At 36.6% G+C, this 21,146-nt stretch carries 18 protein-coding genes and 1 tRNA gene; all 19 read left to right on the forward strand.

Annotation, left to right across the window (positions count from 1 at the left end; all coding sequences use genetic code 11):
* Positions 1 to 123: 123 nt before the first annotated feature.
* The gene (locus HVN35_09835) at positions 124 to 879 is read left to right on the forward strand and encodes a 4Fe-4S binding protein (GenBank protein NYB52842.1); all 756 of its coding nucleotides are present in this window, start codon (positions 124 to 126) and stop codon (positions 877 to 879) included.
* The gene (locus HVN35_09840) at positions 879 to 1,514 is read left to right on the forward strand and encodes a CBS domain-containing protein (GenBank protein NYB52843.1); all 636 of its coding nucleotides are present in this window, start codon (positions 879 to 881) and stop codon (positions 1,512 to 1,514) included. Before HVN35_09835 ends, HVN35_09840 begins: the two co-directional genes overlap by 1 nt.
* 68 nt (positions 1,515 to 1,582) lie before the next feature.
* Positions 1,583 to 2,734, forward strand: a complete 1,152-nt coding sequence (thiI, locus tag HVN35_09845; protein NYB52844.1) for a tRNA 4-thiouridine(8) synthase ThiI — start codon at positions 1,583 to 1,585, stop codon at positions 2,732 to 2,734.
* Between the two features lie 98 nt (positions 2,735 to 2,832).
* On the forward strand, positions 2,833 to 3,486 hold the full coding sequence (gene rnc, locus HVN35_09850) for a ribonuclease III (protein ID NYB52845.1): 654 nt from the start codon (positions 2,833 to 2,835) through the stop codon (positions 3,484 to 3,486).
* 323 nt (positions 3,487 to 3,809) lie between these two features.
* Positions 3,810 to 5,186 carry an FAD-dependent oxidoreductase gene (locus HVN35_09855; GenBank protein ID NYB52846.1) on the forward strand — a complete coding sequence of 459 codons (1,377 nt, stop codon included), beginning with the start codon at positions 3,810 to 3,812 and terminating at the stop codon, positions 5,184 to 5,186.
* Between the two features lie 109 nt (positions 5,187 to 5,295).
* Positions 5,296 to 5,940, forward strand: a complete 645-nt coding sequence (locus tag HVN35_09860) for a YkgJ family cysteine cluster protein (protein NYB52847.1) — start codon at positions 5,296 to 5,298, stop codon at positions 5,938 to 5,940.
* A gap of 151 nt (positions 5,941 to 6,091) precedes the next feature.
* The gene (locus HVN35_09865; protein ID NYB52848.1) at positions 6,092 to 6,487 is read left to right on the forward strand and encodes a pyridoxamine 5'-phosphate oxidase family protein; all 396 of its coding nucleotides are present in this window, start codon (positions 6,092 to 6,094) and stop codon (positions 6,485 to 6,487) included.
* Positions 6,488 to 6,829: 342 nt separating this feature from the next.
* Positions 6,830 to 8,047, forward strand: coding sequence for a hypothetical protein (locus tag HVN35_09870; protein NYB52849.1), 1,218 nt, complete (start codon positions 6,830 to 6,832; stop codon positions 8,045 to 8,047).
* Between the two features lie 133 nt (positions 8,048 to 8,180).
* A tRNA-Cys gene (locus HVN35_09875) sits at positions 8,181 to 8,251 on the forward strand.
* A 148-nt stretch (positions 8,252 to 8,399) separates the two neighbouring features.
* Positions 8,400 to 9,785, forward strand: coding sequence for a cysteine--tRNA ligase (locus tag HVN35_09880; GenBank protein ID NYB52850.1), 1,386 nt, complete (start codon positions 8,400 to 8,402; stop codon positions 9,783 to 9,785).
* Positions 9,786 to 10,444: 659 nt separating this feature from the next.
* The gene (locus HVN35_09885; GenBank protein NYB52851.1) at positions 10,445 to 11,992 is read left to right on the forward strand and encodes an asparagine synthetase B; all 1,548 of its coding nucleotides are present in this window, start codon (positions 10,445 to 10,447) and stop codon (positions 11,990 to 11,992) included.
* Between the two features lie 163 nt (positions 11,993 to 12,155).
* Complete coding sequence (gatC, locus tag HVN35_09890) at positions 12,156 to 12,371, forward strand: Asp-tRNA(Asn) amidotransferase subunit GatC (protein ID NYB52852.1); 216 nt, start codon at positions 12,156 to 12,158, stop codon at positions 12,369 to 12,371.
* Complete coding sequence (locus tag HVN35_09895) at positions 12,368 to 12,856, forward strand: amino acid-binding protein (protein ID NYB52853.1); 489 nt, start codon at positions 12,368 to 12,370, stop codon at positions 12,854 to 12,856. The genes gatC and HVN35_09895 overlap by 4 nt, the downstream gene beginning before the upstream one ends.
* A 26-nt stretch (positions 12,857 to 12,882) precedes the next feature.
* On the forward strand, positions 12,883 to 13,905 hold the full coding sequence (locus HVN35_09900) for a homoserine dehydrogenase (protein NYB52854.1): 1,023 nt from the start codon (positions 12,883 to 12,885) through the stop codon (positions 13,903 to 13,905).
* Between the two features lie 216 nt (positions 13,906 to 14,121).
* A complete protein-coding gene (locus tag HVN35_09905; protein NYB52855.1) occupies positions 14,122 to 15,348 on the forward strand; it encodes a cofactor-independent phosphoglycerate mutase in 1,227 nt (408 codons plus the stop codon).
* A 255-nt stretch (positions 15,349 to 15,603) separates the two neighbouring features.
* The gene (locus tag HVN35_09910) at positions 15,604 to 16,923 is read left to right on the forward strand and encodes a DUF1727 domain-containing protein (protein NYB52856.1); all 1,320 of its coding nucleotides are present in this window, start codon (positions 15,604 to 15,606) and stop codon (positions 16,921 to 16,923) included.
* Between the two features lie 175 nt (positions 16,924 to 17,098).
* On the forward strand, positions 17,099 to 17,821 hold the full coding sequence (locus HVN35_09915; protein ID NYB52857.1) for a glutamine amidotransferase: 723 nt from the start codon (positions 17,099 to 17,101) through the stop codon (positions 17,819 to 17,821).
* A 426-nt stretch (positions 17,822 to 18,247) separates the two neighbouring features.
* Complete coding sequence (gene pyrG, locus HVN35_09920) at positions 18,248 to 19,861, forward strand: CTP synthase (glutamine hydrolyzing) (GenBank protein ID NYB52858.1); 1,614 nt, start codon at positions 18,248 to 18,250, stop codon at positions 19,859 to 19,861.
* 39 nt (positions 19,862 to 19,900) lie between these two features.
* Complete coding sequence (locus HVN35_09925) at positions 19,901 to 21,088, forward strand: prepilin peptidase (protein ID NYB52859.1); 1,188 nt, start codon at positions 19,901 to 19,903, stop codon at positions 21,086 to 21,088.
* The last annotated feature ends 58 nt before the right edge of the window (positions 21,089 to 21,146 follow it).

Genomic DNA, 21,146 nt, shown 5'->3' on the forward strand with positions numbered 1-21,146 from the left:
ACTAAATTACTTGCTAATAAAAGATGTTTTAAATAAAATAAAAAAATAAAAAAAGAATAAAAAAAATAACATAAAACAATTAGATTTTTTTTATATAGGGCTCTAAAGGTAAATGGTGTTAAAATGGATGTTACATTCAAGAAGATGAAAGAAGTACTGGAGGGGGAAGTGGCTCTCAAATCCAGGGACTTGGAAGATAGTCATGAAGGATTTAAAGGAGAAATTGAAGATTGTTCCCTTGAGGATAAATTTATAACCATATCTCCTGAGTGTGTCCGCTGCAATCTGTGTGTGGAAGAATGTCCGGTTAATGCTATTGAAAATGCTAGATTCTCCAAGCCTGCCAGAATACTTGATAACTGTGTTAAATGTGAAATATGCACCCAAACATGTCCAGTTAGCTGCATTCATGTCATTGACAGCACATCCCATGTGACATCTGATGAAGTTAGATATCATCTTAAAAGTCAAAAAGTTCCACATCGTAAACTGCGCATGGAAGAGATTCACGTTGATCCAGATAAATGTGACTCATGTGCTACTTGCGTGAGATTCTGCCCCACAGGTGCCATTAAGGTTCCTGAAGGTAGTATTGCATGTATTGATGAAGAAGCCTGTGTAGGATGTGGTGCCTGCGTTAACGTCTGCCCGGAGGGTTCAATAGAACTTTTAAGAGAGTTAGGGCCTGTTATTAAGACCAAAAAGCTCCTGGTAGATCAGGATACTTGTGTGCAATGCCAAGTCTGTGAAGAAAACTGCCCAGTGGATGCCATTAAAGTAGAAGAAGATAGGGTGGTTTTAGATGAAGATAAATGCATTTTATGCGAAGTTTGTTCTAGTAAGTGCCCAGTAGGAGCTCTTAAACTGGAGATGATGTAATGTTAGTTAAGGAAATTATGGACAAGAACTTTATAGTGGTATCACCTGAAGAAACCCTAAAAGATGTTTCCATATTGATGGAAGAAAAACGCAAATTCACCACACCTGTAGTTGATGGGCAGAATAGACTTATTGGATGGATAACTTCATTAGATGTCACTAGGGGTTTCAGGGAAGGTCGAAAGAAGGTTGAAGATGTGATGCAGGTTAAAGATAATATTGTACATGTGCATCAGAATGACCCGGCACGTTTAGCAGTACTCGAAGCATCACAACACCGGGTGGTCAGTATTCCAGTTTTGGATGATGATGATGTGGTGGTAGGTGTGGTGCGCACTTTTGATATCGTGAAAACTCTTTCCAGCCTATATGAAATTAAAGTTTCCAAGATCTTCGAGGCCATGGAAGATGAACTTAAAGGAGTGAGCTGGGATGAACTCATGGAAGCTTCGGCCATTGTAACTCGAAGAAGAACTGGTAAACGAGTAACAGGAAAAGACTACGAGAAACGTATAAAGGATTCCACATTTGGTGAGGCAATATGGGCTACTGGAGGATTGGAAAAGTTTTTCGTAGGATTAATTGCCATTGGTGAACTGGTTATTGCCAGAAAGGTGGCTAAAGCAAGGAAATAAATAAGCAAGGGAATTATTTTCCCTTTTATCTTTTTCTTTCCATTTTTTACTTATTTTGGAGCCTGTATATGGAATACAAATTAATAATAGTTCGTTACGGGGAAATTGGAATAAAAAGCACTAAAGTTAGGGGCAGGTTCGAGCGTAAACTCATTGAGAATATAAAAAGTGTTATTGATGGTTATGTGGAATTGAAACAAGGTAGAATACTCATCCATCCTTATGAATTGGAAACTGCCCTTGAATATCTCAATAAAATTCCAGGCATAGTTTCATACAGTCCTGCAGCCGTAACCCAGACTAATCATGATTCAATTAAAGAATTGATAGAAATTTACATTAATAAACTGGTTGAAGATGGTATTTTCTCGGGGGATGATTCCTTTGCCATCCGTTGCAGGAGAGTGGGTGATCATGATTTCACCAGCCAAGAAATGGCTGCATACTGTGGCTCAGTTGTCTACGGTTTAACTCAATCTAAAGTTGACCTTTCTCATCCTGATTTTGAATTATTCGTGGAAGTAAGAGGGGATGAAACCTTCATATTCCACCAGAAAATGCCGGGACTGGGAGGTTTGCCTGTAGGAACTCAGGGAAGAGTTATAGCTTTGATTTCAAGTGGCATTGATTCGCCGGTGGCCAGTTTTCTAATGATGAAAAGAGGTTGCAGTGTGACTCTCCTCAATTTCAACACCTATCCCTATTCCTCAGAATCTAGTGAGAAAATCCTGAGAATTCATGAAAAACTGAAAGAATATTCTGCTGGGGCGAAATTAGATCTTTACCAGATTGACTATGGTGAATTTCTTCACAAGTGCATTGAGATTGCCCCGGAAAGGATGACTTGTGTACTGTGTAAAAGTGGGATGTACAAAATCGCAGAAAAAATTGCCAAAAATCGAAAAATCTTAGCCATTGTTGATGGAAGTAGCATCGGACAAGTAGCATCTCAAACTCTTCCAAACATCTTAGCAACTCGATATTCTACCCAGATGCCCATATTAAGTCCTTTAATTGGACTGGACAAAGTTGAAATTGAGAACTTGGCCAAGAAGATAGGAACTTACGATATTTCCATACTCCCAGAAGAGGGATGTTCTGCAGTACCCCGCCACCCTGAGACCAATGCAGAATTAACCAGAGTCTTAGAGGTCTTGGATAAAATTGATGCTGAGGATGAATTAAATAAGGCTGTTTCAACCCAAAAAAAACTTAAATAAAAGCTTTACCATTCGTTGCCACTGATATTCTCTAGTGATATTCCATTAATAAAAATCAATCCACTCCATACGTGTCACCAAATAAAAAAAAAGATATTATGAAAATCCTGGAAAAATTTTCCATTGTTCCCCATGATATTCATCTTTATGAGGTCGCTTTCCTACATGAGTCCTATTCCCATGAAAACAACCTCGATGAATGTTATGAAAGATTAGAATTTCTGGGAGATGCAGTTCTAGATTTGGTAGTTTCTGAATACTTATATAGCATGAACTCAAATTCAACTGAGGGTGAGTTAACCCGAATACGGTCTAATTATGTTTGTAAAAAGGCACTATACACTTATTCCATAGAATTAGGATTGGATAAGTATATAAAATTAGGTGCTGGTGCTGAATTAACCAGAAGAGAACTCGATTCTGTAGTCAGTGATGTTTTTGAATCTTTTGTTGGTGCTTTATATCTGGACCAAGGCTTGGACAAAGTGAAAGAATTCCTCGATGAAACTGTTCTCCCCCACATAGAAAACCAGGACATCTTTTTTCATGATTATAAATCTGAATTGAAAATGTTATGCGACCAGGAGGGTCGTACCATAATTTATGATTTAATCAAAGAGGAAGGAGAACCACATAATAAAAAATTCACCATGGCTGTGTTTATTAATGGGAAAAATTGCGGAACCGGCTGCGGGGGAAGTAAAAAAGAAGCAGAACAGAATGCTGCTCGTGTAGCTTTAAATATTCTTTGATTTATGGTTAGTGTTCTATAATTGGCAATTCTGGGAGATTTAAAAACATCAAGTAAAAAAAAACAAAAAAGACAGTTAAAGAATATTTTAAGAGCCAAATAAGTTTTAATAAGGAAAAAATTGAAAATTATCTATATTTAAGATTTTTTAAAAAATCTATAATTATATCTATAATTATAAATTAATATTAAAATTACATATTTTTTTATTATTTATGGATGATTATTTGAGTTTATTTTAAGAAAAATATAAAGAACTATTACCAACTCGTGAAATGAAAATTTTATGGATATGTATCTGGATTATCCTTTGGTGAGAAATATATGAAAATAGTAATAGCTGGTGGTGGTGCTGGTGGACTTTCTACAGCATCAAACATTAGAAAATGCAATAAAAATGCGGAAATTACCGTGATTACTAAAGAAAAACATATTGCCTATTCCCCCTGTGCTATACCTTACGTTTTAGGTGGAGAAATCAAAAATTTTAAGAATATCATCATGCACGAAAAAGATGATTATCTGGAGAAAAATATCAAAATAATAACTCAAGCAGAAGTATATGATGTGATAAGTAGTGAAAATAAAGTAAAATACCGTTTGAAAACAGGAAATGATTCTAATGTAAAAGAATTATCCTATGATTACCTTGTAATAGCAACTGGAGCAACTTCATACATACCTCCAATTGAAGGAACAAATTTGGAAGGTGTTTTCAAAATCAGGACTATTGAAGACGGTTTTAAAATCAAAGAGTGGTCTGGAAATAGTAAACATGCGGTGGTTGTAGGGGCCAGTCTAATCGGTTTAGAAACATCTTACGCCCTCAAACAGATGGGTTTAAAAGTAACCCTGACTGAAATGTTACCTCAAATTATTCCAAGATCATTAGATCCAGATATGGCGGGAATAGTTCACAAATACATTGAAAAACAAGGAATTGATGTCATTCTGAATCGCCCAGCAGAGAAAATTTTGGGTGAGAAACAGGTTGAAGGAGTGGTTTTTAAAGATAGAACAGTTAAGGCAGATATGGTTATTCTGGCTACGGGGGTCAGACCTCAGACTAAATTAGCTGAAATAGCAGGCTGCAAACTTGGAAACATGGCAATAAGAGTCAATGAGAAGATGCAAACATCCGTTTCAAATATATATGCTGTTGGGGATTGTGTAGAAGTAGTAGATGCAATAACTGGAGAATACACTCAATCCATGTTAGGGACAGCTGCTGTAAGTCAGGGAAAAATAGCTGCCAAAAATATTACTGGAATTGGCGGAGAATTCAAACCCGTGCTGAATTCCATGGTTTCTAAAGTTGGGGAACTTGAATTTGGTGCTGTAGGTATAACTAAGTTATTAGCCCCTCAAAAAGGGATAGATGTAATATCTGGGAAAATTAAAGCCCTCAGTAAGGCCCGTTATTATCCGGATGCTAAAAGAATTGACGTGAAGATCATATGCAACATTAAAGGACAGATTATCGGTTGTCAAATAATTGGGGAAGAAAGAGTCGCGGAAAGAATTGATACCATGACTTTAGCAATATCAAACGGTGTAACATGCTCTGAACTGGCTACCGCAGAGTTTTCTTATGCCCCTCCAGTTTCAATGGTAACTGATCCTATTATTCTGGCAGCAGAACATGTATGTGACAACTTGAAAGATTTTCAAAATAATAAAATTACGAACAGAAATCTATGAATAATTTATACAAAAAATAATAGTATCAATAAAATAGTATCTAATAAAAACATTTATTTCATGTATAAATTTAATCAATTCTATTTCAATTAATTTAGTGAGTGTCAGAATGTTAAGAGATCTTATTATTGATAAAGAACTTTTTCAGGAGCTTAGAAGGAAATCCTTAGAATCTGATGCTGGGGAAAACTCTCCTGAAGAAGTTGAACTCCTGGAAAAGGCCGTGTTCAATCGATTGAAAAAGAAGAGATCAGTGAAAAGGTACAAAAAATTAGGAGTTACTAAAGGGGACCTTAAGGAGATAATTGAACTTGCAGCCATCATTGGATTAGATGTAATAGGCGGCCCATCAAATTACGAACTTGCCATTGAACATGAAGAATGGTGCACTGTTTGTGGAAGATGCTGCAGAGAATCAGAATCCGTATTCATTCACAAAGATGAATTGAATCTTCTTCTCACTTTCAACCCTGAACTGGAAAAGGATATTATACCCAACAGATTATATCCTGAACATTTTGAACTCAAACATATTCAACCCTGTAAATTCATTGACCCTGAAACCAACTTGTGCTCAATATACAATTCAAGACCACAGGTATGTCGAAATCACCCACTGGTATTGATTGAATCCGAGGGTAGGGCAAAAAATATCATTTACCTGCGTAGTACTTGTAATTATTCTGTGGAACTGGTCCTGGCAAAATCAATAATATTATTTGACGAATCCATTCGCAGGCTCAAATGTGAATAATAAGAGATATTAATAGTAATGTATCAAAGGCATTGTTGTATTAATATAACAAAAGTATTTCAAATAATAATGATTTGGAAAGGAATACATTTTAAATGAATTCAACAATAATAAATTCAACTAGGATATAATCTATATAAAGGTTGATAAAATGACCATGAGCAAAGAGATGATGGATGCAATTGAGAAAGATTTAGTATTTCTGGCAACAGCCAGCAGCGAAGGAATTCCCAATGTGGTTCCCATAGGTTTTGCAAGGCCCATTGACAATGGAAGCATATTAATTGCTGACAACTACATGAACAAAACCCGGAAAAATATTGAAGAAAACCCTCATGTGGCCATAGTCACCAAAGACGCTAAAACGAATCCTTACCAGTTTAAGGGTACTGCTGAAATATTTGAATCTGGTGAAATATTCGATGAAGTGGTGGAATGGGCACTGAATGTTATGACCAAACTCAATCCCAAAGCAGCCATTGTAGTAAAAGTAACTGAGATCTACTCTGTTCAACCCGGACCTGAAGCTGGTAAAAAGGTTGATTAGGTTGATTAAATAAGGAGAGGATACATTTTCTTTCTTCCTCTTATCTTTGTTATGCATTAGAATGAATTATAAAGATTGAATTATTATTTATATGAAAAATTAGAAAAGTTCACAAGAACCAATGAATTGCAACCAATGAATTTCCTGTTAGTTTAGTACAACAGCGACAGAATTAATGTTACCTCTAGGAATATTATCTCTAGATCTCGGCTCTGTCAAAAACTTGGGGGATTTCAAAAAATCATGAAATGACCAATACAATTTCTTATCCCCGTTCAAACATACTATTTTCTGAAATAAAAACCTAAAAACTTTTATAATAAGTGGAGCATAGTATTTTGTATGGTAAAAACAAAAAAACTTGCTCCAATTGATAGTTTGTTTGATCAGGGTTATAAACTTTCCTATTTTTGTGAAGATTTGTCCAAATTTGTTGAAAACCAATTAAAATCAAATAAAACAAACCATAAAGTATTCAAAACATTAAAAACATGGTATAAAAAAGATAAACTCCATATTGAGATGTTAAATCCAACCTGTCCTGATTGTTTCAGCAAATTCGTGAACAAAAACGGGTTTAAAGAAAGAATACTTATATTTTACTATAAAGGCGTTGTTAAAACAGAAATTCAAGCTTATAAATGCAACAAATGTGGTAAAAAATTTACTACTGATATCTCTGAAATTGTTGAGGATAATAGTAATTTCACACACGAATTTAAGGACAAATGTATTGAATTAGTCGGTTTATTCATTGGATCAGTGCGTAATATCGCTTATTTAGTTCAAAAAGAAACAGGAGTCCGTGTTTCACCACAAACTATTGAAAACTGGATACTCGAATACGAAAACAATAAAGAAGACTCTGAAAGCTGTTATTCTGGATATTACATTTTTGATGTTGAGTGGATTAAAATTAACGGTATTTGGAACTACAGATTCACTTTATTCGACAGTAAACAGAATATTATAGTTGCTGATGAAATATACTCTAAAGAGAATTCTAAGAACATAAAAGAGTTTCTAGAGCAAAATACAATGAATAATAAAACAATTGCCATAACTACGGATCTAGATGCAAAATATAAACCTATTATTGAAGAATTAGGGTTTAAACATCAATGGTGCTATTTTCACGCACTAAAAGTTTTTAAAAAAATCATAACGGAGTATATTAAAGAAAATGAACTCACAGATGATGAAATTGATAAAATACGAAAAGAAAAACTAGAATTGTTCAGTTTATTTGACTTTAAATCATTTGAAAGTGCTAGAAATGGATTTAAAAAGATATTAAACAAAATTAAAGATTATTCGAAGGTTATTCAATCAATTATCTATGATTATTTTATGCCGTACTTTAAGACCTTGTTTGCTTTCTTGGAAGATGGAAATATTGAGCGAACTACAAGTATTTTGGAAAATGTATTTCAAAAAACCTTTCCTAAAAGTGTTAAGCGTTTAATGAAGATTAAAAAGGGAGTAATGTCACGTATAAACATTAGAATTGATATTTGGAACCAAAGAAAAGTTTTTGATGGTTATCCCCCAAGTTTTTGACAGTCCCTAGATCTCTATCAAAATATTTACATATGAAAATTGTTCAACATACATACAACTTAATAGTATTTTAACTCATAATTTAGGGTATTAAGTCCAGGAAGTTTAAAAAAAAAACACAAGATGATAATATGCCGAGATGACCGAGAGGCTAGGTACGTGGCTGCAGACCACGCTACTCGGGTTCAAATCCCGATCTCGGCTTCTATTAACCCTATTAAATATAATCAACTTTTATCCACTTAAATGATCCACTTACCTTTATCAAGTCTATTAACTGATCTAAATCTAAATATACTGATATTCTATTTACTTAAATCATACTAATCAATCTTTAAAATCATGTGATTAAATGATAAAAGTTTATAATACATTATCTCGCCAAAAAGAACCCCTAAAACCCCTCAAGGGAAACCGGGTGAAACTTTTCGTCTGCGGACCAACAGTCTATGATAATTCCCATATAGGACACGCCCGAACCTATATCTCTTTTGATGTTATAGTCCGTTACCTTAAATATCGCGGTTTTAGTGTATTCTACCTTCAGAACATCACTGATATTGATGATAAAATAATTAAAAGGGCTGCTGAAACTAAAAAGGACCCTTTGCTTCTTGCCAGGGAATTTGAAGCAGAATATCTTAGGGATATGAAGGCCCTGGGAGTGGATAATGTCAATCTATTTGCCAGGGCAACAGAACATCTGCCTGAGATTATAGCACAAATTGAAGCCCTCCTGGATAAGGGATTCGCCTATGAAAGTGAAAATGGGGTTTACTTTGATGTATCTAAATTTGCGGATTTTGGTAAGTTATCCCATCGCAAAATAGAAGATCTGAAAGTGCACCGTATAACCCCTGACCGTGCTAAAAAAAATCCAGAAGACTTTGCACTGTGGAAGAAAAAGGATGAAGAACCCTCCTGGGATTCACCCTGGGGTGCAGGACGCCCTGGATGGCATATTGAAGACACAGCTATCACTGAGGAGTATTTCGGACCTCAATATGACATACACGGTGGTGGATTGGACCTGATATTTCCCCACCACGAGGCAGAAATTGCCCAAATGGAATCTGCATCCGGCCAAAAACCCATGGTGCGCTACTGGATGCACACCGGTTTTCTGAATGTCAAAGGAGAAAAGATGTCCAAATCCCTGGGAAACTTCATCACTATCAAAGAACTCCTGGAAGAATACCCTCCTGAGGTTTTCCGCTTCTTTGTTCTGTCCACTCATTACCGCAGCCCAATAGACTTCAGCCATGAAATATTAGAACAATCCCAGAACAGTCTAAAAAGATTATATAAATTCTATTACAACATAAACGAACTCCTAGATGAGGATCATCCTGAAAATGGAGAAAATGATAAAATTCAAGGTAATTTATTGAAGCAAACTCGGATTAATTTTCTGGAAGCCATGGATAATGATTTCAACACCCCCTATGCACTTTCAATTCTCTTTAACTTCATACGAGACACCAACAGGACCCTGAATAATGATTTAATTTCCAAAAGATCACTCCAAAATATAAAATTTTTCTTAACAGAAATAGGTGAAATATTTGGTTTCAATTTCGCATCCGACTGTGCCGTACAAGATGAAGGAATTTCAGGAGAACTGATTAACATCATAACTGATGTAAGGCAAAAACTTCGAGAGAGGAAGGATTGGGAACTTTCAGATGAAATTCGGAGCAAGTTAAGTGATCTGGATATAAATTTAGAAGATAAATAAAGAATAAGGATAAAGAATAAGGACTTGAATATTAAAATATAACTTAAAAAAATTTGGTGTTTCTTTTAATGAACAATTGATTTGACTTCAAATAAGATCTCCTTGTAAAATAGGGGGTGGTATGTAATTCCCACGCAAAATCAGGACCTGCTAAAGAACTAATGATAAATAACCAATAAGTGTAGGTCTTAAACAATAAATATGGATCTTTAACAAAAGATGATATAATTATATGGTCATATATGGTCATATCCAAACTGCAGTTTCCAGCACATAATTGAAAAGAGAGGAAAAGGCTTGAAATTTAATGAGAAAACCCCAAATAATTCATCAAAAATTAAGCACAATGCCTTGCTAACCTTAACCCTTCCGGAGAGATAAATACCCTATAACTGTGAAATATGGGCAAAAAATAAATACTCATAAAATAATATTAATTAAAATTACATCAGGAAATAAGATAAATTCACTCTGGATTTTCATGCCTGCATTGATGCCTAATGAGATTACTAAATCTTACCAATAATCTATTACTTGTTCAAGCTTGACTTATTAAAGTTTTTTAAATGATCTAGAAAGGTTCAGTTTAAGCAATTTAATTTACTCTTATAACTTAATAACTCTTATATATTCTGAATAAATTATTTTTCAGGTAGAACATGTGCGGGATAGCGGCTATTATCGGGGAAAATGCTCATCTTAAATTGTATGACATGCTCCACACCCTTCAACATAGAGGACCTGATGGTACAGGTGCCTGGGTAGATGGGAACCTTGTCTATGGAGACCTGTCTGAAATAGATATACCTCCAGGTTTTAGAGCAATAGGGCACAACTTACTGTCAATTGTGGGTGATCAAGAAAAACAACCACTGATAAGTGGTAATATAATCTTAACTTGTAATGGTGAGATATACAACTATCATGAACTCAGATTTGAACTTGAAAAGGATTTTGATTACGATTTTATAACAAAAAGCGACTCGGAAGTAATTTCAGCTCTTATTAATATATATTATGATGGTAAATTATCAGATTGCATTCCTCCAGTATTAGAACGTCTTGATGGAGATTATGCCTTTGTTGCCTATGATGGTAAAGACCTGGTGGCTGTCAGGGATCCGGTAGGTGTAAAACCCATTTACTATGGTTCAAATGATCATTATTTGGGATTAGCATCTGAAAGGAAAGCCCTGCAGAAAGTGGGGATAAATGACACACATAGTTTACCACCAAACTATATGCTGCATAATCAGGAGTTAGTATCTTTACCTGAAAGGTTTTCCTGGAAAGATGGACTTTCTAACAGTCAATTATTTCATCAATCACACCAAAAATCCCAGGATGAAATTAAAAAGTCTACGGATACCTATGGTAAATATCCTGGTAAAAATTATTTAAAAAAGATTTTAAGAAATATGCTCATTAAATCTGTTGAAAAAAGAGTGAGGGGATTGGAAAATATTGGGATACTTTTCTCTGGAGGGGTTGATAGCACCATTCTTGCTGTGTTGTGTGCTGATCTGGGAGTCCATGCTGAGCTTTATGCTGTGGGAAGTGAAGGTTCTTCTGACCTTAAATTTGCAGAAAAAATAGCTGAACACATGCACTTGCCCATCCACATCACTAAGGTTGATGAAAAGATGGTGAGAGAATACACTCCCCTTGTATTAAATGCCATAGAAGAGTGGAACTTGATGAAATTAGGGGTGGGGATGACTGCATATCTGGCAGCAGCCATGGCAAATGAGGATGGTTTTCGGGTGATGCTCTCGGGCCAGGGTGCAGATGAACTCTTCGCTGGTTACCACCGCTATCTTAATTTTTACCATGAAAAAGGAGAAGAAGCCCAGGAAGACCTTAAGGGTGATGTTGAAAATCTTTACCATGTTAATCTGGAGCGTGATGATAAAGTAACCATGGCCCGAAGTGTAGAACTAAGGGTTCCCTATCTGGATTTGGATATTATAAATTTAGCCATGCTGATACCTATGAAATACAAGATCTGTGGCCAGGGTGATGCTCTTCGCAAACGCATTTTACGAGAAGTAGCCCTTGATCTTGGGGTGCCCAATGAAGTTGTTAAAAGACCAAAAAAGGCTGCTCAATATGGTTCCGGCATTGATAAAATACTTAGAAAAAAGATCATCAAGGATCATCATTACATGGACCAGCTGAAAAAATCCTTTAAATTTATAGACATTTAAATTTATAAAAATTAAACTAAAGATGGTTTATAACTCTCGTTGAATATAATATAATTTTAAATAGCATTTTTCAATAGCGATTAAATAACGATGAAAAAATAGTTGGGAAAAAAATTAATCAAAAAATTTAATTGTATCTATTTGCATCTGGGAGTGAACTAAGTTGAAGATCGAAAAAGAGGCAGAGAAAATATTACAAAGTTTTTCTGAGGCATTGAAAGACATACCTGATTTGGAAGAAACCCATTACATGGTGGACAACGTTAACCTCTCACGTGAAGACTGTGCTAAGCAAAAGGATTCTGAGAAAATCATGAGAAACACCCGTGTGGATGAGGATGGGAATCTTATTGTAGAGAAAGGAAAGTGGGTAAAATGAGATTAAATTTAGTACTGGATTTGCCAGACGTTCCAGGACAATTAATGGAAGCATTAGAACCCATGGGAAGATTAGGAGCCAACATAGTTGCGGTTATCCACCAGAGAGATTTTAAAACAGAACGTGGAACTGTTCCAGTTCAGATAACCATTGAGGGTGATAAGGAAACCCTGGATAAGGTAATGGATGCATTGGAATCTAAGGATATCCAGATACTGGAAGTAGACAATGTCCTGCGTAAGGAACAGATCAGCACCATCCTGGTGGGAGATATTATAGAAGAAGATATGCAGAACACCATGGCCTATTTAAACCAGTTAGAAGGAGTCAGAGTGGCTGATCTCGACCTTAAAATGTCTGATAACCCTAAAAACTCAGCCACTAAAATGGTTATGGAAGCAGATTTTGGACTCAAAAATGAAGTCCTTAAAAAGGTTAAAGAATTAGGTGCCAAGAAAGGTTTCCTGGTTATTAATGAAATCTAAGCCATTTTTTGGTCTTTTGGTAAAAGGTGAAATTAATGAAAATTATTATTTTAGGTTTCGGAGCAGTGGGTCGTGGTGTTGCCCGTGTAATATCCATGAAAAAAGAATACTTGAAGAGCAGATATGACCTTGATCTTGAAATTGTAGCAGTAACTGATAGTTCAGGGGCATCCATAAACCCAGAAGGCTTGGATGAAGAATTACTTCTCCAAATCAAGGAGGAAAAAGGTGAAATTTCCCTTTATCCCCATTATGGTGCTCCTGGTATGGAAAGTCTGCAGGTTCTGGATGAGGTAGATTATGATTGTCTGGTGGAAGTTACACCCACTGATATTGATGATGGTGAACCCGGCCACAGCCATATTATAAAAGCCATGCAAGATGGTAAAGATGTGGTAACATCCAATAAAGGTCCGCTAGCATTATCCTTCCAGGAACTGGCAGAATGCGCCCATTCCAATGGTGTGGAATTCAAATTTGAAGCGTCTGTGGGGGGTGCCATGCCCATAATAAACTTCGCCCATGAAACCCTGGCAGGATGCAACATTGAATCAATATATGGAATATTAAATGGAACAACCAATTATATCCTTTCACGGATGGCTAATGAGGGTTCATCTTATGAACAAACCCTTAAAGAAGCTCAGGAAATGGGAATCGCTGAAACCAACCCTTATCAGGATGTAGAGGGTATTGATGCTGCCTGTAAAATCGTTATACTGGCTAACTCTATACTTAACCTACCAGTTACTCTTAAAGATGTTGAAGTGGAAGGTATATCCAGGATAACATCTGAATCAATTGCACTGGCTAAAAAGGAAGGTTTGCTCATTAAGCTCATTGGTGAAGCTTCTCCTGATTCTCTGGAAGTATCACCACGCCTGGTTCGCCAGGGATCTCCACTGGATGTGGAGGGAACATTAAACGTTGCCACTGTGAAAACTGACCTGGCAGATGATGTAACTGTGGTTGGTAAAGGTGCTGGTTCCGTGGAAACAGCTTCTGCTATTTTAAGCGATATAATAAGTATCTGGAAAACTCGAAGATGAAATGTTTAATAAAAGAAAATTGGTAATAAAAGATATAATAAAAGTTTAAAAAGATTATTTACCCATAAAATTAAATTTATTTAAATTAGTCCCAGATATGAATTTACTTATGGATTTAGGCTTTTTATTAACATATTCATTGCATACCAGATCTGATTATCTGGGTTTAGACTTCAAACAGAACTGTTATCAAATTTACTGGTTTGGGAGATATTAATGAAGTACGTAGTGGTTATTGGGGATGGAATGACCGATGAACCCCTTAAAGAATTAGATGGTGAAACACCCCTAGAACGAGCTTACACTCCTAATATGGATTTTATAGCAAAAAATGGTTCATGTGGCCTTTTGAAAACAGTTCCACAGGGGATGGAACCTGGTTCCGATGTGGCCAACCTTTCCATAATGGGTTATGATCCTAAAAAATACTACACTGGTCGAGGCCCATTGGAAGCTGCCAGTATAGGTGCTCAACTTTCAGATAAGGATGTTGCATTTCGCTGTAACTTTATAACTGCAGAAGAGGGAAATCTAGCTGATTTTAATGCAGGACACATCAGCACTGCCGAGGCATCCCAACTAATAGAATCCTTAAACCAAGCATTTTACTCTTATGGGAAATTTTATCTGGGAACCAGTTACCGACATTTATTCGTCTTTAAAGATAAAGACGCTGCTTCCCTTAAATCAACACCACCCCATGATGTGGTGGGAGAACCATTAAACCATCATCTCCTTAAACCATCAAAACACCCATTGTCAGTTAAGCTAAATGAATTAATGTACAAATCTTCAGAGGTCCTGGCTGAACACCCTGTTAATCAGAAAAGATTAGATGAAAGTAAAAAGCCCGCTAACATGATCTGGTTATGGGGGCAGGGTAGGAAACCAGATATGACCCCTTTTGAAGATATTTACGGTCTTAAAGGTGCAACCATAACTGGTGTGGATCTTATTAAAGGAATTGGAACTTATCTGGGACTTACCAACATCCGTGTTCCTGGTGCCACAGGCTACTTTGACACTGATTACTGTGGAAAAACCAAATACGCCCTGGAAGCCCTGAAAACCCATGATCTGATTTTCATACACGTGGAGGCTCCTGATGAAGCAGGACACGCTGGAGACGTTAAAGAGAAAATTCTGGCCATTGAACGCATCGACCGCCGAATACTTGGAAAACTTTTAGAAGAACTCCCCTCACTAGGTGATTATGCCATAGCAGTACTACCTGACCATCCCACACCCATTAATGTTAGGACCCATACCTCAGATCCCATCCCTTATGCAGTGTATTCTCCCCATTGTGAAGCTGATGAAACTGAAGGTTACAGTGAAGTAGCAGTTCTAAAAAGTTTTAAAAACAGTTCTAAAAAGTTAAGGGAAGGATACAAGTTTTTGAAATACTTCCTTGATTATCCAAACCACAGAAAGGCGTTATAATATTCAGAATTAAATGAGCAAGACATTAACTTAAGGCAGGATAAAAGTTATTCATAAGACCATGGAAAACCTAAATCAATTAAAAAGGAAAACATAAAACAGATGAAATATTAAATTAATAAATTTTAGATCTCTTTGTTAATAAAGGTGGGATTTAATATAAGTTATTCCAGATTCAGGTATTATTTTGCAGTTGCTGCTGGGAATATTGCCTCTTTCATACTGCGGAAAATTTTAAAAAGCAGTGCCAGTGCTATGCCTGGGAAGGTAGCCATGACCATCCATCCTCATATTTTGAAAATAATCAATGAACGCTGCCATAAAAAGATCCTCATAACTGGTACCAATGGTAAAACCACCACCAATAACCTGCTTAATTTCATCTTCAGAAGAGAATTTAGGTCTGTTCTTTCCAATTTAAGGGGGGCTAACATGCCCCAGGGACTGGTAAGTGCCTTTCTACACCACCGTAAAAAGGAATACGATTGGGGTATCTTCGAAGTAGATGAAGGATCATTTGAGAGAGTCACTGAATATGTCAAACCAGACTATGTTCTGGTTACCAATTTCTTCCGGGACCAGCTGGACCGTTACGGTGAAATAGAAAAAGCATTCCAGGACATTCTAGAGGCTCTTGAACCATTGGAAACAACTTTAATTCTCAATGCTGATGATCCTCTGGTTTCTAACTTCCGAAAACTGAATAAAAAAAATATTTATTATGGAGTTAACCGAAACCAGTACAGCACCAGTCAGCAGGGAATTGTAGAGTCCAGATTTTGCCCTGCATGTAGCAGCTACCTTGAATACAGTTATTACAATTACGGGCAACTGGGAGGATATAAATGCCCGGATTGTGGTTTTGAAAACCCTCCCTATGACTACAACATTGCTGAAATAAATTATAAGGACCACCAGTATCATTTCCAGTTTAAAAAGAGGGGAGATAACACCTCTCAGGAAATTAGTTTCGACTATGAAGGAATATACAACGCTTATAACTGCTGTGCTGCATTATCAACTTCTCTGGAAATAGGAATACCCCTGGATAAAGTGGCACAGTCCATTGAAGAATTTGAATATCACTTGGGTCGGATGGAAAATTTCCAATTCCCAGATAAAATAGTTAAAATTGCCTTGGTAAAAAATCCTATTGGACTCAGTGAAACTATAAGCAGCATATCTCTGGATGATCGACCGAAATCCATGTTATTCGTGCTTAACGATAACCCAGCTGATGGTAGGGATGTGTCCTGGATCTGGGATGCTGAAGTTGAAAAAACATTAAATATTAAACATATTAAGCAAATCTTCTGTTCCGGCAGACGGGCAGAAGATATGGCTCTGAGACTTAAATATGCCGGAATCCCAGTAGATATGATTGAAGTAGATGACAATATGGATCAGGCCATTGGAAAAGTTTTGAAAGAGGAAGTTGAAATTGTCTACATCTTACCCACCTATACCGCTGTGTTTCAGGCTCGTGAACTGGTACTGGCACGTCTTGAGGGTACTGGTAAGAAAATGTCACATTTTCGTGAATATTTGAAGAACCTGAAATTTCCCGGGCGATAAACAATAAAAAAGAATAAAAGAACCAAATACATCCTTATTATTCTAAAGAATCAGGAAAAACTTTTATTCAAATAAATTAAACTAATAAAAAAGTATTAGATTAAAAAAAAAATTACCTTAAACCAATAGTATTAAAAACTCATAAAAAATTGAAAAAAAATGTGCAGGGACAAATATGGAACTGAAAATTTATCATATGTATCCTGATCTTTTAAACCTCTATGGAGATCTGGGTAATGTCACCTGTCTCCGTCAAAGATGCCTTTGGCGAGGTATAAAAGTTAAAGTTGTGGGATTCAGCATGAACCAGGAAGCACCCCTAAGGGATGGTGACCTTTTCTTCATTGGAGGAGGTTCTGATCGGGGTCAGAATATTGTTTATTCGCACCTTTTAAAATACCGGAAGGAAATGGAATATCTGATTGAAGATGGTGCTCCTGTTCTGGCTATCTGTGGAGGTTATCAGCTTCTGGGTGAGAAATATATTGATGCAGATGGAAACGATGTTCCTGGTCTGGGAATATTCGATTACCATACGAAAAGTGAGGAAGGAAGACTTATTGGTAATATAATCATCAAAAACAGCCTAGGAATTGCACCTGAGACTATCCTTGGTTTTGAAAATCATGGTGGCCGCACCTACCATGACCATGAACCCCTTGGTACGGTGATAGTTGGCCATGGGAACAATGGCAAAGACCAGCAAGAAGGTATGGTCTATCAAAATTGTATAGGCACCTATCTACACGGCCCTCTACTTCCAAAAAACCCTCACCTGGCTGATCACCTTATCCTGAAAGCTCTGGAGAGAAAATATGGAGTGAAAAAGTTATCCTCCCTTTCTGATCAGGAAGAATATTCAGCCCACAATAAAGTATTGCAACTTTATTTACCCTGAACTTATCTGAATCATCTTTTTTTATCTAAATACTCTTTAATATCTTAAATACTTCTTTATAGAGACTATATTGTTAAGAAAAATAAGAAATTGAATTTGGAGTTACCAATTCTCACTGGGTTTTAAAAAAACAGGTTTTATTTAGATAACTTTTTTTAATAAGATAAACCAATAGATAGATGTTCCTATTATGCAGATCCTATTCGGAAGTCCATCTAAAAACAATAATTAATTCAAATCTGGTAGTACTCCCCATACTTGATTTAAATCCTATAAATCCTATAATTAAAGGATGAAAGATCGGAGCCCAAATTTTTAAATTAATAACAAATTAATAGAAATTCAAAAAAAATTCCAAAATGGATAATTTTCATCGCTAAGAAAAATAAATTAATAAGATACAATTTTAGAATCTTTTAAAAGGAGATGGTTCATCTGTCTAAATATATAGTGGTAACTGGTGGTGTGGTAAGTTCAATTGGAAAAGGCATAACCGCAGCTTCGATTGGTAGAATTTTAAGGTCATATGGTGTGGATGTCACAGCTATTAAAATTGATCCCTATCTTAACTGGGACTCTGGAACCCTCAACCCCTACCAGCATGGAGAAGTCTTCGTTACCGAAGATGGTATGGAAACAGACCTTGATTTAGGCCACTATGAACGTTTTCTAGATGTTAACCTCTCCGGAGAATCCAACATAACCACAGGTAAAGTTTACTCTTCGGTCATTGAACATGAACGTAAGGGAGATTATCTGGGTTCCTGTGTGCAGATCATTCCCCATATAACCAATAAAATAAAGGACATGGTAAGAAAAATTGCCAATGAGAGCCAGGCCGATGTGGTGCTGGTTGAAGTGGGAGGTACAGTGGGGGATATTGAAAGTCAACCCTTCTTAGAGGCTTTAAGGCAACTGAGGAATGAGGAAGGTCATGATAATGTGATGTTCGTACATGTGACCTATGTTCCCTATCTTCGGGCAGCAGGTGAGTTTAAAACTAAACCCACCCAGCACAGTACCAAGGAACTCCGCAGCACAGGTATTATTCCAGATATGATTATATGCCGTTCGGAGTTACCTATTGATCAACCTCTAAAAAATAAGATTGCTCACTTTTGCGACGTGGAAAGGGAGGCAGTGATTAACACCCCTGATGTGGGGTCTATCTATGAAGTTCCACTGATTATAAATGAGGAAAATGTGGGAGAGTACATCATTAACCGTATTAAAATAGATGCTAAGCAGCAGGACTTGACAGAATGGGAACATGTAGTTGAATCCATGAAACAGGATGCCTACCATGTAAGTGTGGGGATTATTGGTAAGTACGTGGAACTGGAAGATGCCTATATGAGTATCAGGGAATCTTTAAAACACGCCGCAGCCCATCTGGGGATAAAAGTGGACATAGAATGGATACAGGCAGAAGAAACCATTGATGAAGATAAAGTGAGTCATCTGGACTCTCTTTTAATACCTGGAGGTTTTGGGGAGAGGGGAATTTCAGGAAAACTTGATGCTGTGCGTTACTCCCTGGAGAACAAGGTGCCTCTATTTGGAATCTGCCTGGGAATGCAGTGCATGGTTATAGAATTCGCCCGTCTTGAAGGTTTTAAAGGAGCTCACAGTACAGAATTTGACCCAAACACACCCTACCCAGTTATAGATCTTATGGAAGAACAGAAAAAGATTAAAAATATGGGCGGTACCATGAGATTGGGTTCATACCCCTGCAAAATTAAAGAAAAAACCATGGCAAGTGAAGCTTATGGAGAAGAGGAAGTGAGCGAACGTCACCGTCACCGATACGAACTAAACAATGAATACCGTGATGCTCTTATGGAAAAAGGACTGATTATCTCCGGCACTTCCCCTGATGATTTTCTAGTGGAAATGGTAGAGTTAAAAGACCATCCCTGGTTTTTGGGTTGCCAGTTCCACCCTGAATTTAAATCACGACCCAATAAAGCCCATCCCATCTTTGTATCATTTCTAGAGGCAGCTCTTAGGAATCATAAGCAAAAGCAAGGGAATTAACTTAGGAATCAGGCTTGAAATATTGTTAGAGGAATTTTGATGATTATTTACATCCCCTTCATCACCACGATAATTGCTGTTATGGCCTGTTTATATGCTAGTTACACGGATCTTACCAGGGGGATTATTCCCAATAAACTCACTTTTCCCCTCATTGGCCTGGGTTTGATCCTTAATGGAATTTATGCTTTCATGATAGGGGATATATGGTTTATAGTGATTTGTGCAGTGGTTACGGGAGTTATTTTTGCACTTGGTTATCTTTTCTGGAAGATGGGGGCATGGGCTGGGGGTGATGTAAAGCTTTTCACTGCACTGGCCGCGCTTCTTCCATTTTACCCTGCATTAATATCCTATCAAATATTAGGAGTGTCATTTCCCCTGGAAGGAGGTTATCCTTTCCCCTTAACACTGATAATTAACAGTATTCTATCTATTCTCCCTTTCCTGCTTATTTACGTGTTTTATATTGTAATTAAAACCAAACCCCATCTTATGGGTGAACTGATAGAACCAGTAAAAGATTATCAAAAAAACATAATTCTAACTTTGGTGATTACTTCTGCTGTGACCATAACGTTTTTCATAACTCAGGAATCACATTTCCAGTCCATAATGCAGCAGACACAGATTCAGATAATCATAATTTCTTTAATATTAATCTACATACTTTCCATGCTAATTTCTAAACTACCAAATCAGGTTAAGGCCGTTTTTGTTTCACTGTTTACTGTAGCTGCTCTTTTTTATAACTTCCAGGTTACCATAAGCAGTATCATTATTTTATTCATCACCATAATGCTAATTGAAGTTGTGAGAAAATTGTTAACCTCAGTGAGTAAACAAGCCCTTCAGGATGACTATTCCCTGGAAAAACTCCAGGAGGGTATGATCCCTGCATATAATATTTACCAACGAGATGGTGAAATCTATGTGGATGATAAGAGTTTAACTGGGAAAATTATGGAGGCATTTCATAAAAGAGACCTTGGAGTGCTTACCACACCTCCAGGGAAACTTTTGGTGGGTAATCTGGCTGCAGGGTTGACTGGTGATGATATTGAACTTTTAAAAAAATTGAATAATGAGAATAAAATACCATCAGAGTTTAGAATTAAAAAGGGAGTGCCTTTTGCCCCATCTATCCTTATTGGGCTTTTAATATCCATTTTTATTGGAGATCTGGCATACATCTTACAGACAGTGCTGGTTGCCATCCTCTACTAAATTTGGGATAACAGACCTATAATACAACTGAAATCCCTCATAACATTCAAATAACAAT

Source organism: Methanobacteriaceae archaeon (assembly GCA_013403005.1).
Taxonomy (GTDB): Archaea; Methanobacteriota; Methanobacteria; order Methanobacteriales; family Methanobacteriaceae; genus Methanobacterium.

Coding starts and splice junctions, on each gene's coding strand:
- HVN35_09860 (NYB52847.1), top strand. CDS start 5,296: ATGTTAAGAGATCTTATTATTGATAAAGAACTTTTTCAGGAGCTTAGA.
- rnc (NYB52845.1), top strand. CDS start 2,833: ATGAAAATCCTGGAAAAATTTTCCATTGTTCCCCATGATATTCATCTT.
- HVN35_09910 (NYB52856.1), top strand. CDS start 15,604: ATGCCTGGGAAGGTAGCCATGACCATCCATCCTCATATTTTGAAAATA.
- HVN35_09880 (NYB52850.1), top strand. CDS start 8,400: ATGATAAAAGTTTATAATACATTATCTCGCCAAAAAGAACCCCTAAAA.
- HVN35_09835 (NYB52842.1), top strand. CDS start 124: ATGGATGTTACATTCAAGAAGATGAAAGAAGTACTGGAGGGGGAAGTG.
- HVN35_09885 (NYB52851.1), top strand. CDS start 10,445: ATGTGCGGGATAGCGGCTATTATCGGGGAAAATGCTCATCTTAAATTG.
- thiI (NYB52844.1), top strand. CDS start 1,583: ATGGAATACAAATTAATAATAGTTCGTTACGGGGAAATTGGAATAAAA.
- HVN35_09840 (NYB52843.1), top strand. CDS start 879: ATGTTAGTTAAGGAAATTATGGACAAGAACTTTATAGTGGTATCACCT.
- HVN35_09905 (NYB52855.1), top strand. CDS start 14,122: ATGAAGTACGTAGTGGTTATTGGGGATGGAATGACCGATGAACCCCTT.
- HVN35_09895 (NYB52853.1), top strand. CDS start 12,368: ATGAGATTAAATTTAGTACTGGATTTGCCAGACGTTCCAGGACAATTA.
- HVN35_09925 (NYB52859.1), top strand. CDS start 19,901: ATGATTATTTACATCCCCTTCATCACCACGATAATTGCTGTTATGGCC.
- pyrG (NYB52858.1), top strand. CDS start 18,248: ATGGTTCATCTGTCTAAATATATAGTGGTAACTGGTGGTGTGGTAAGT.
- HVN35_09865 (NYB52848.1), top strand. CDS start 6,092: ATGACCATGAGCAAAGAGATGATGGATGCAATTGAGAAAGATTTAGTA.
- HVN35_09915 (NYB52857.1), top strand. CDS start 17,099: ATGGAACTGAAAATTTATCATATGTATCCTGATCTTTTAAACCTCTAT.
- HVN35_09855 (NYB52846.1), top strand. CDS start 3,810: ATGAAAATAGTAATAGCTGGTGGTGGTGCTGGTGGACTTTCTACAGCA.
- HVN35_09870 (NYB52849.1), top strand. CDS start 6,830: ATGGTAAAAACAAAAAAACTTGCTCCAATTGATAGTTTGTTTGATCAG.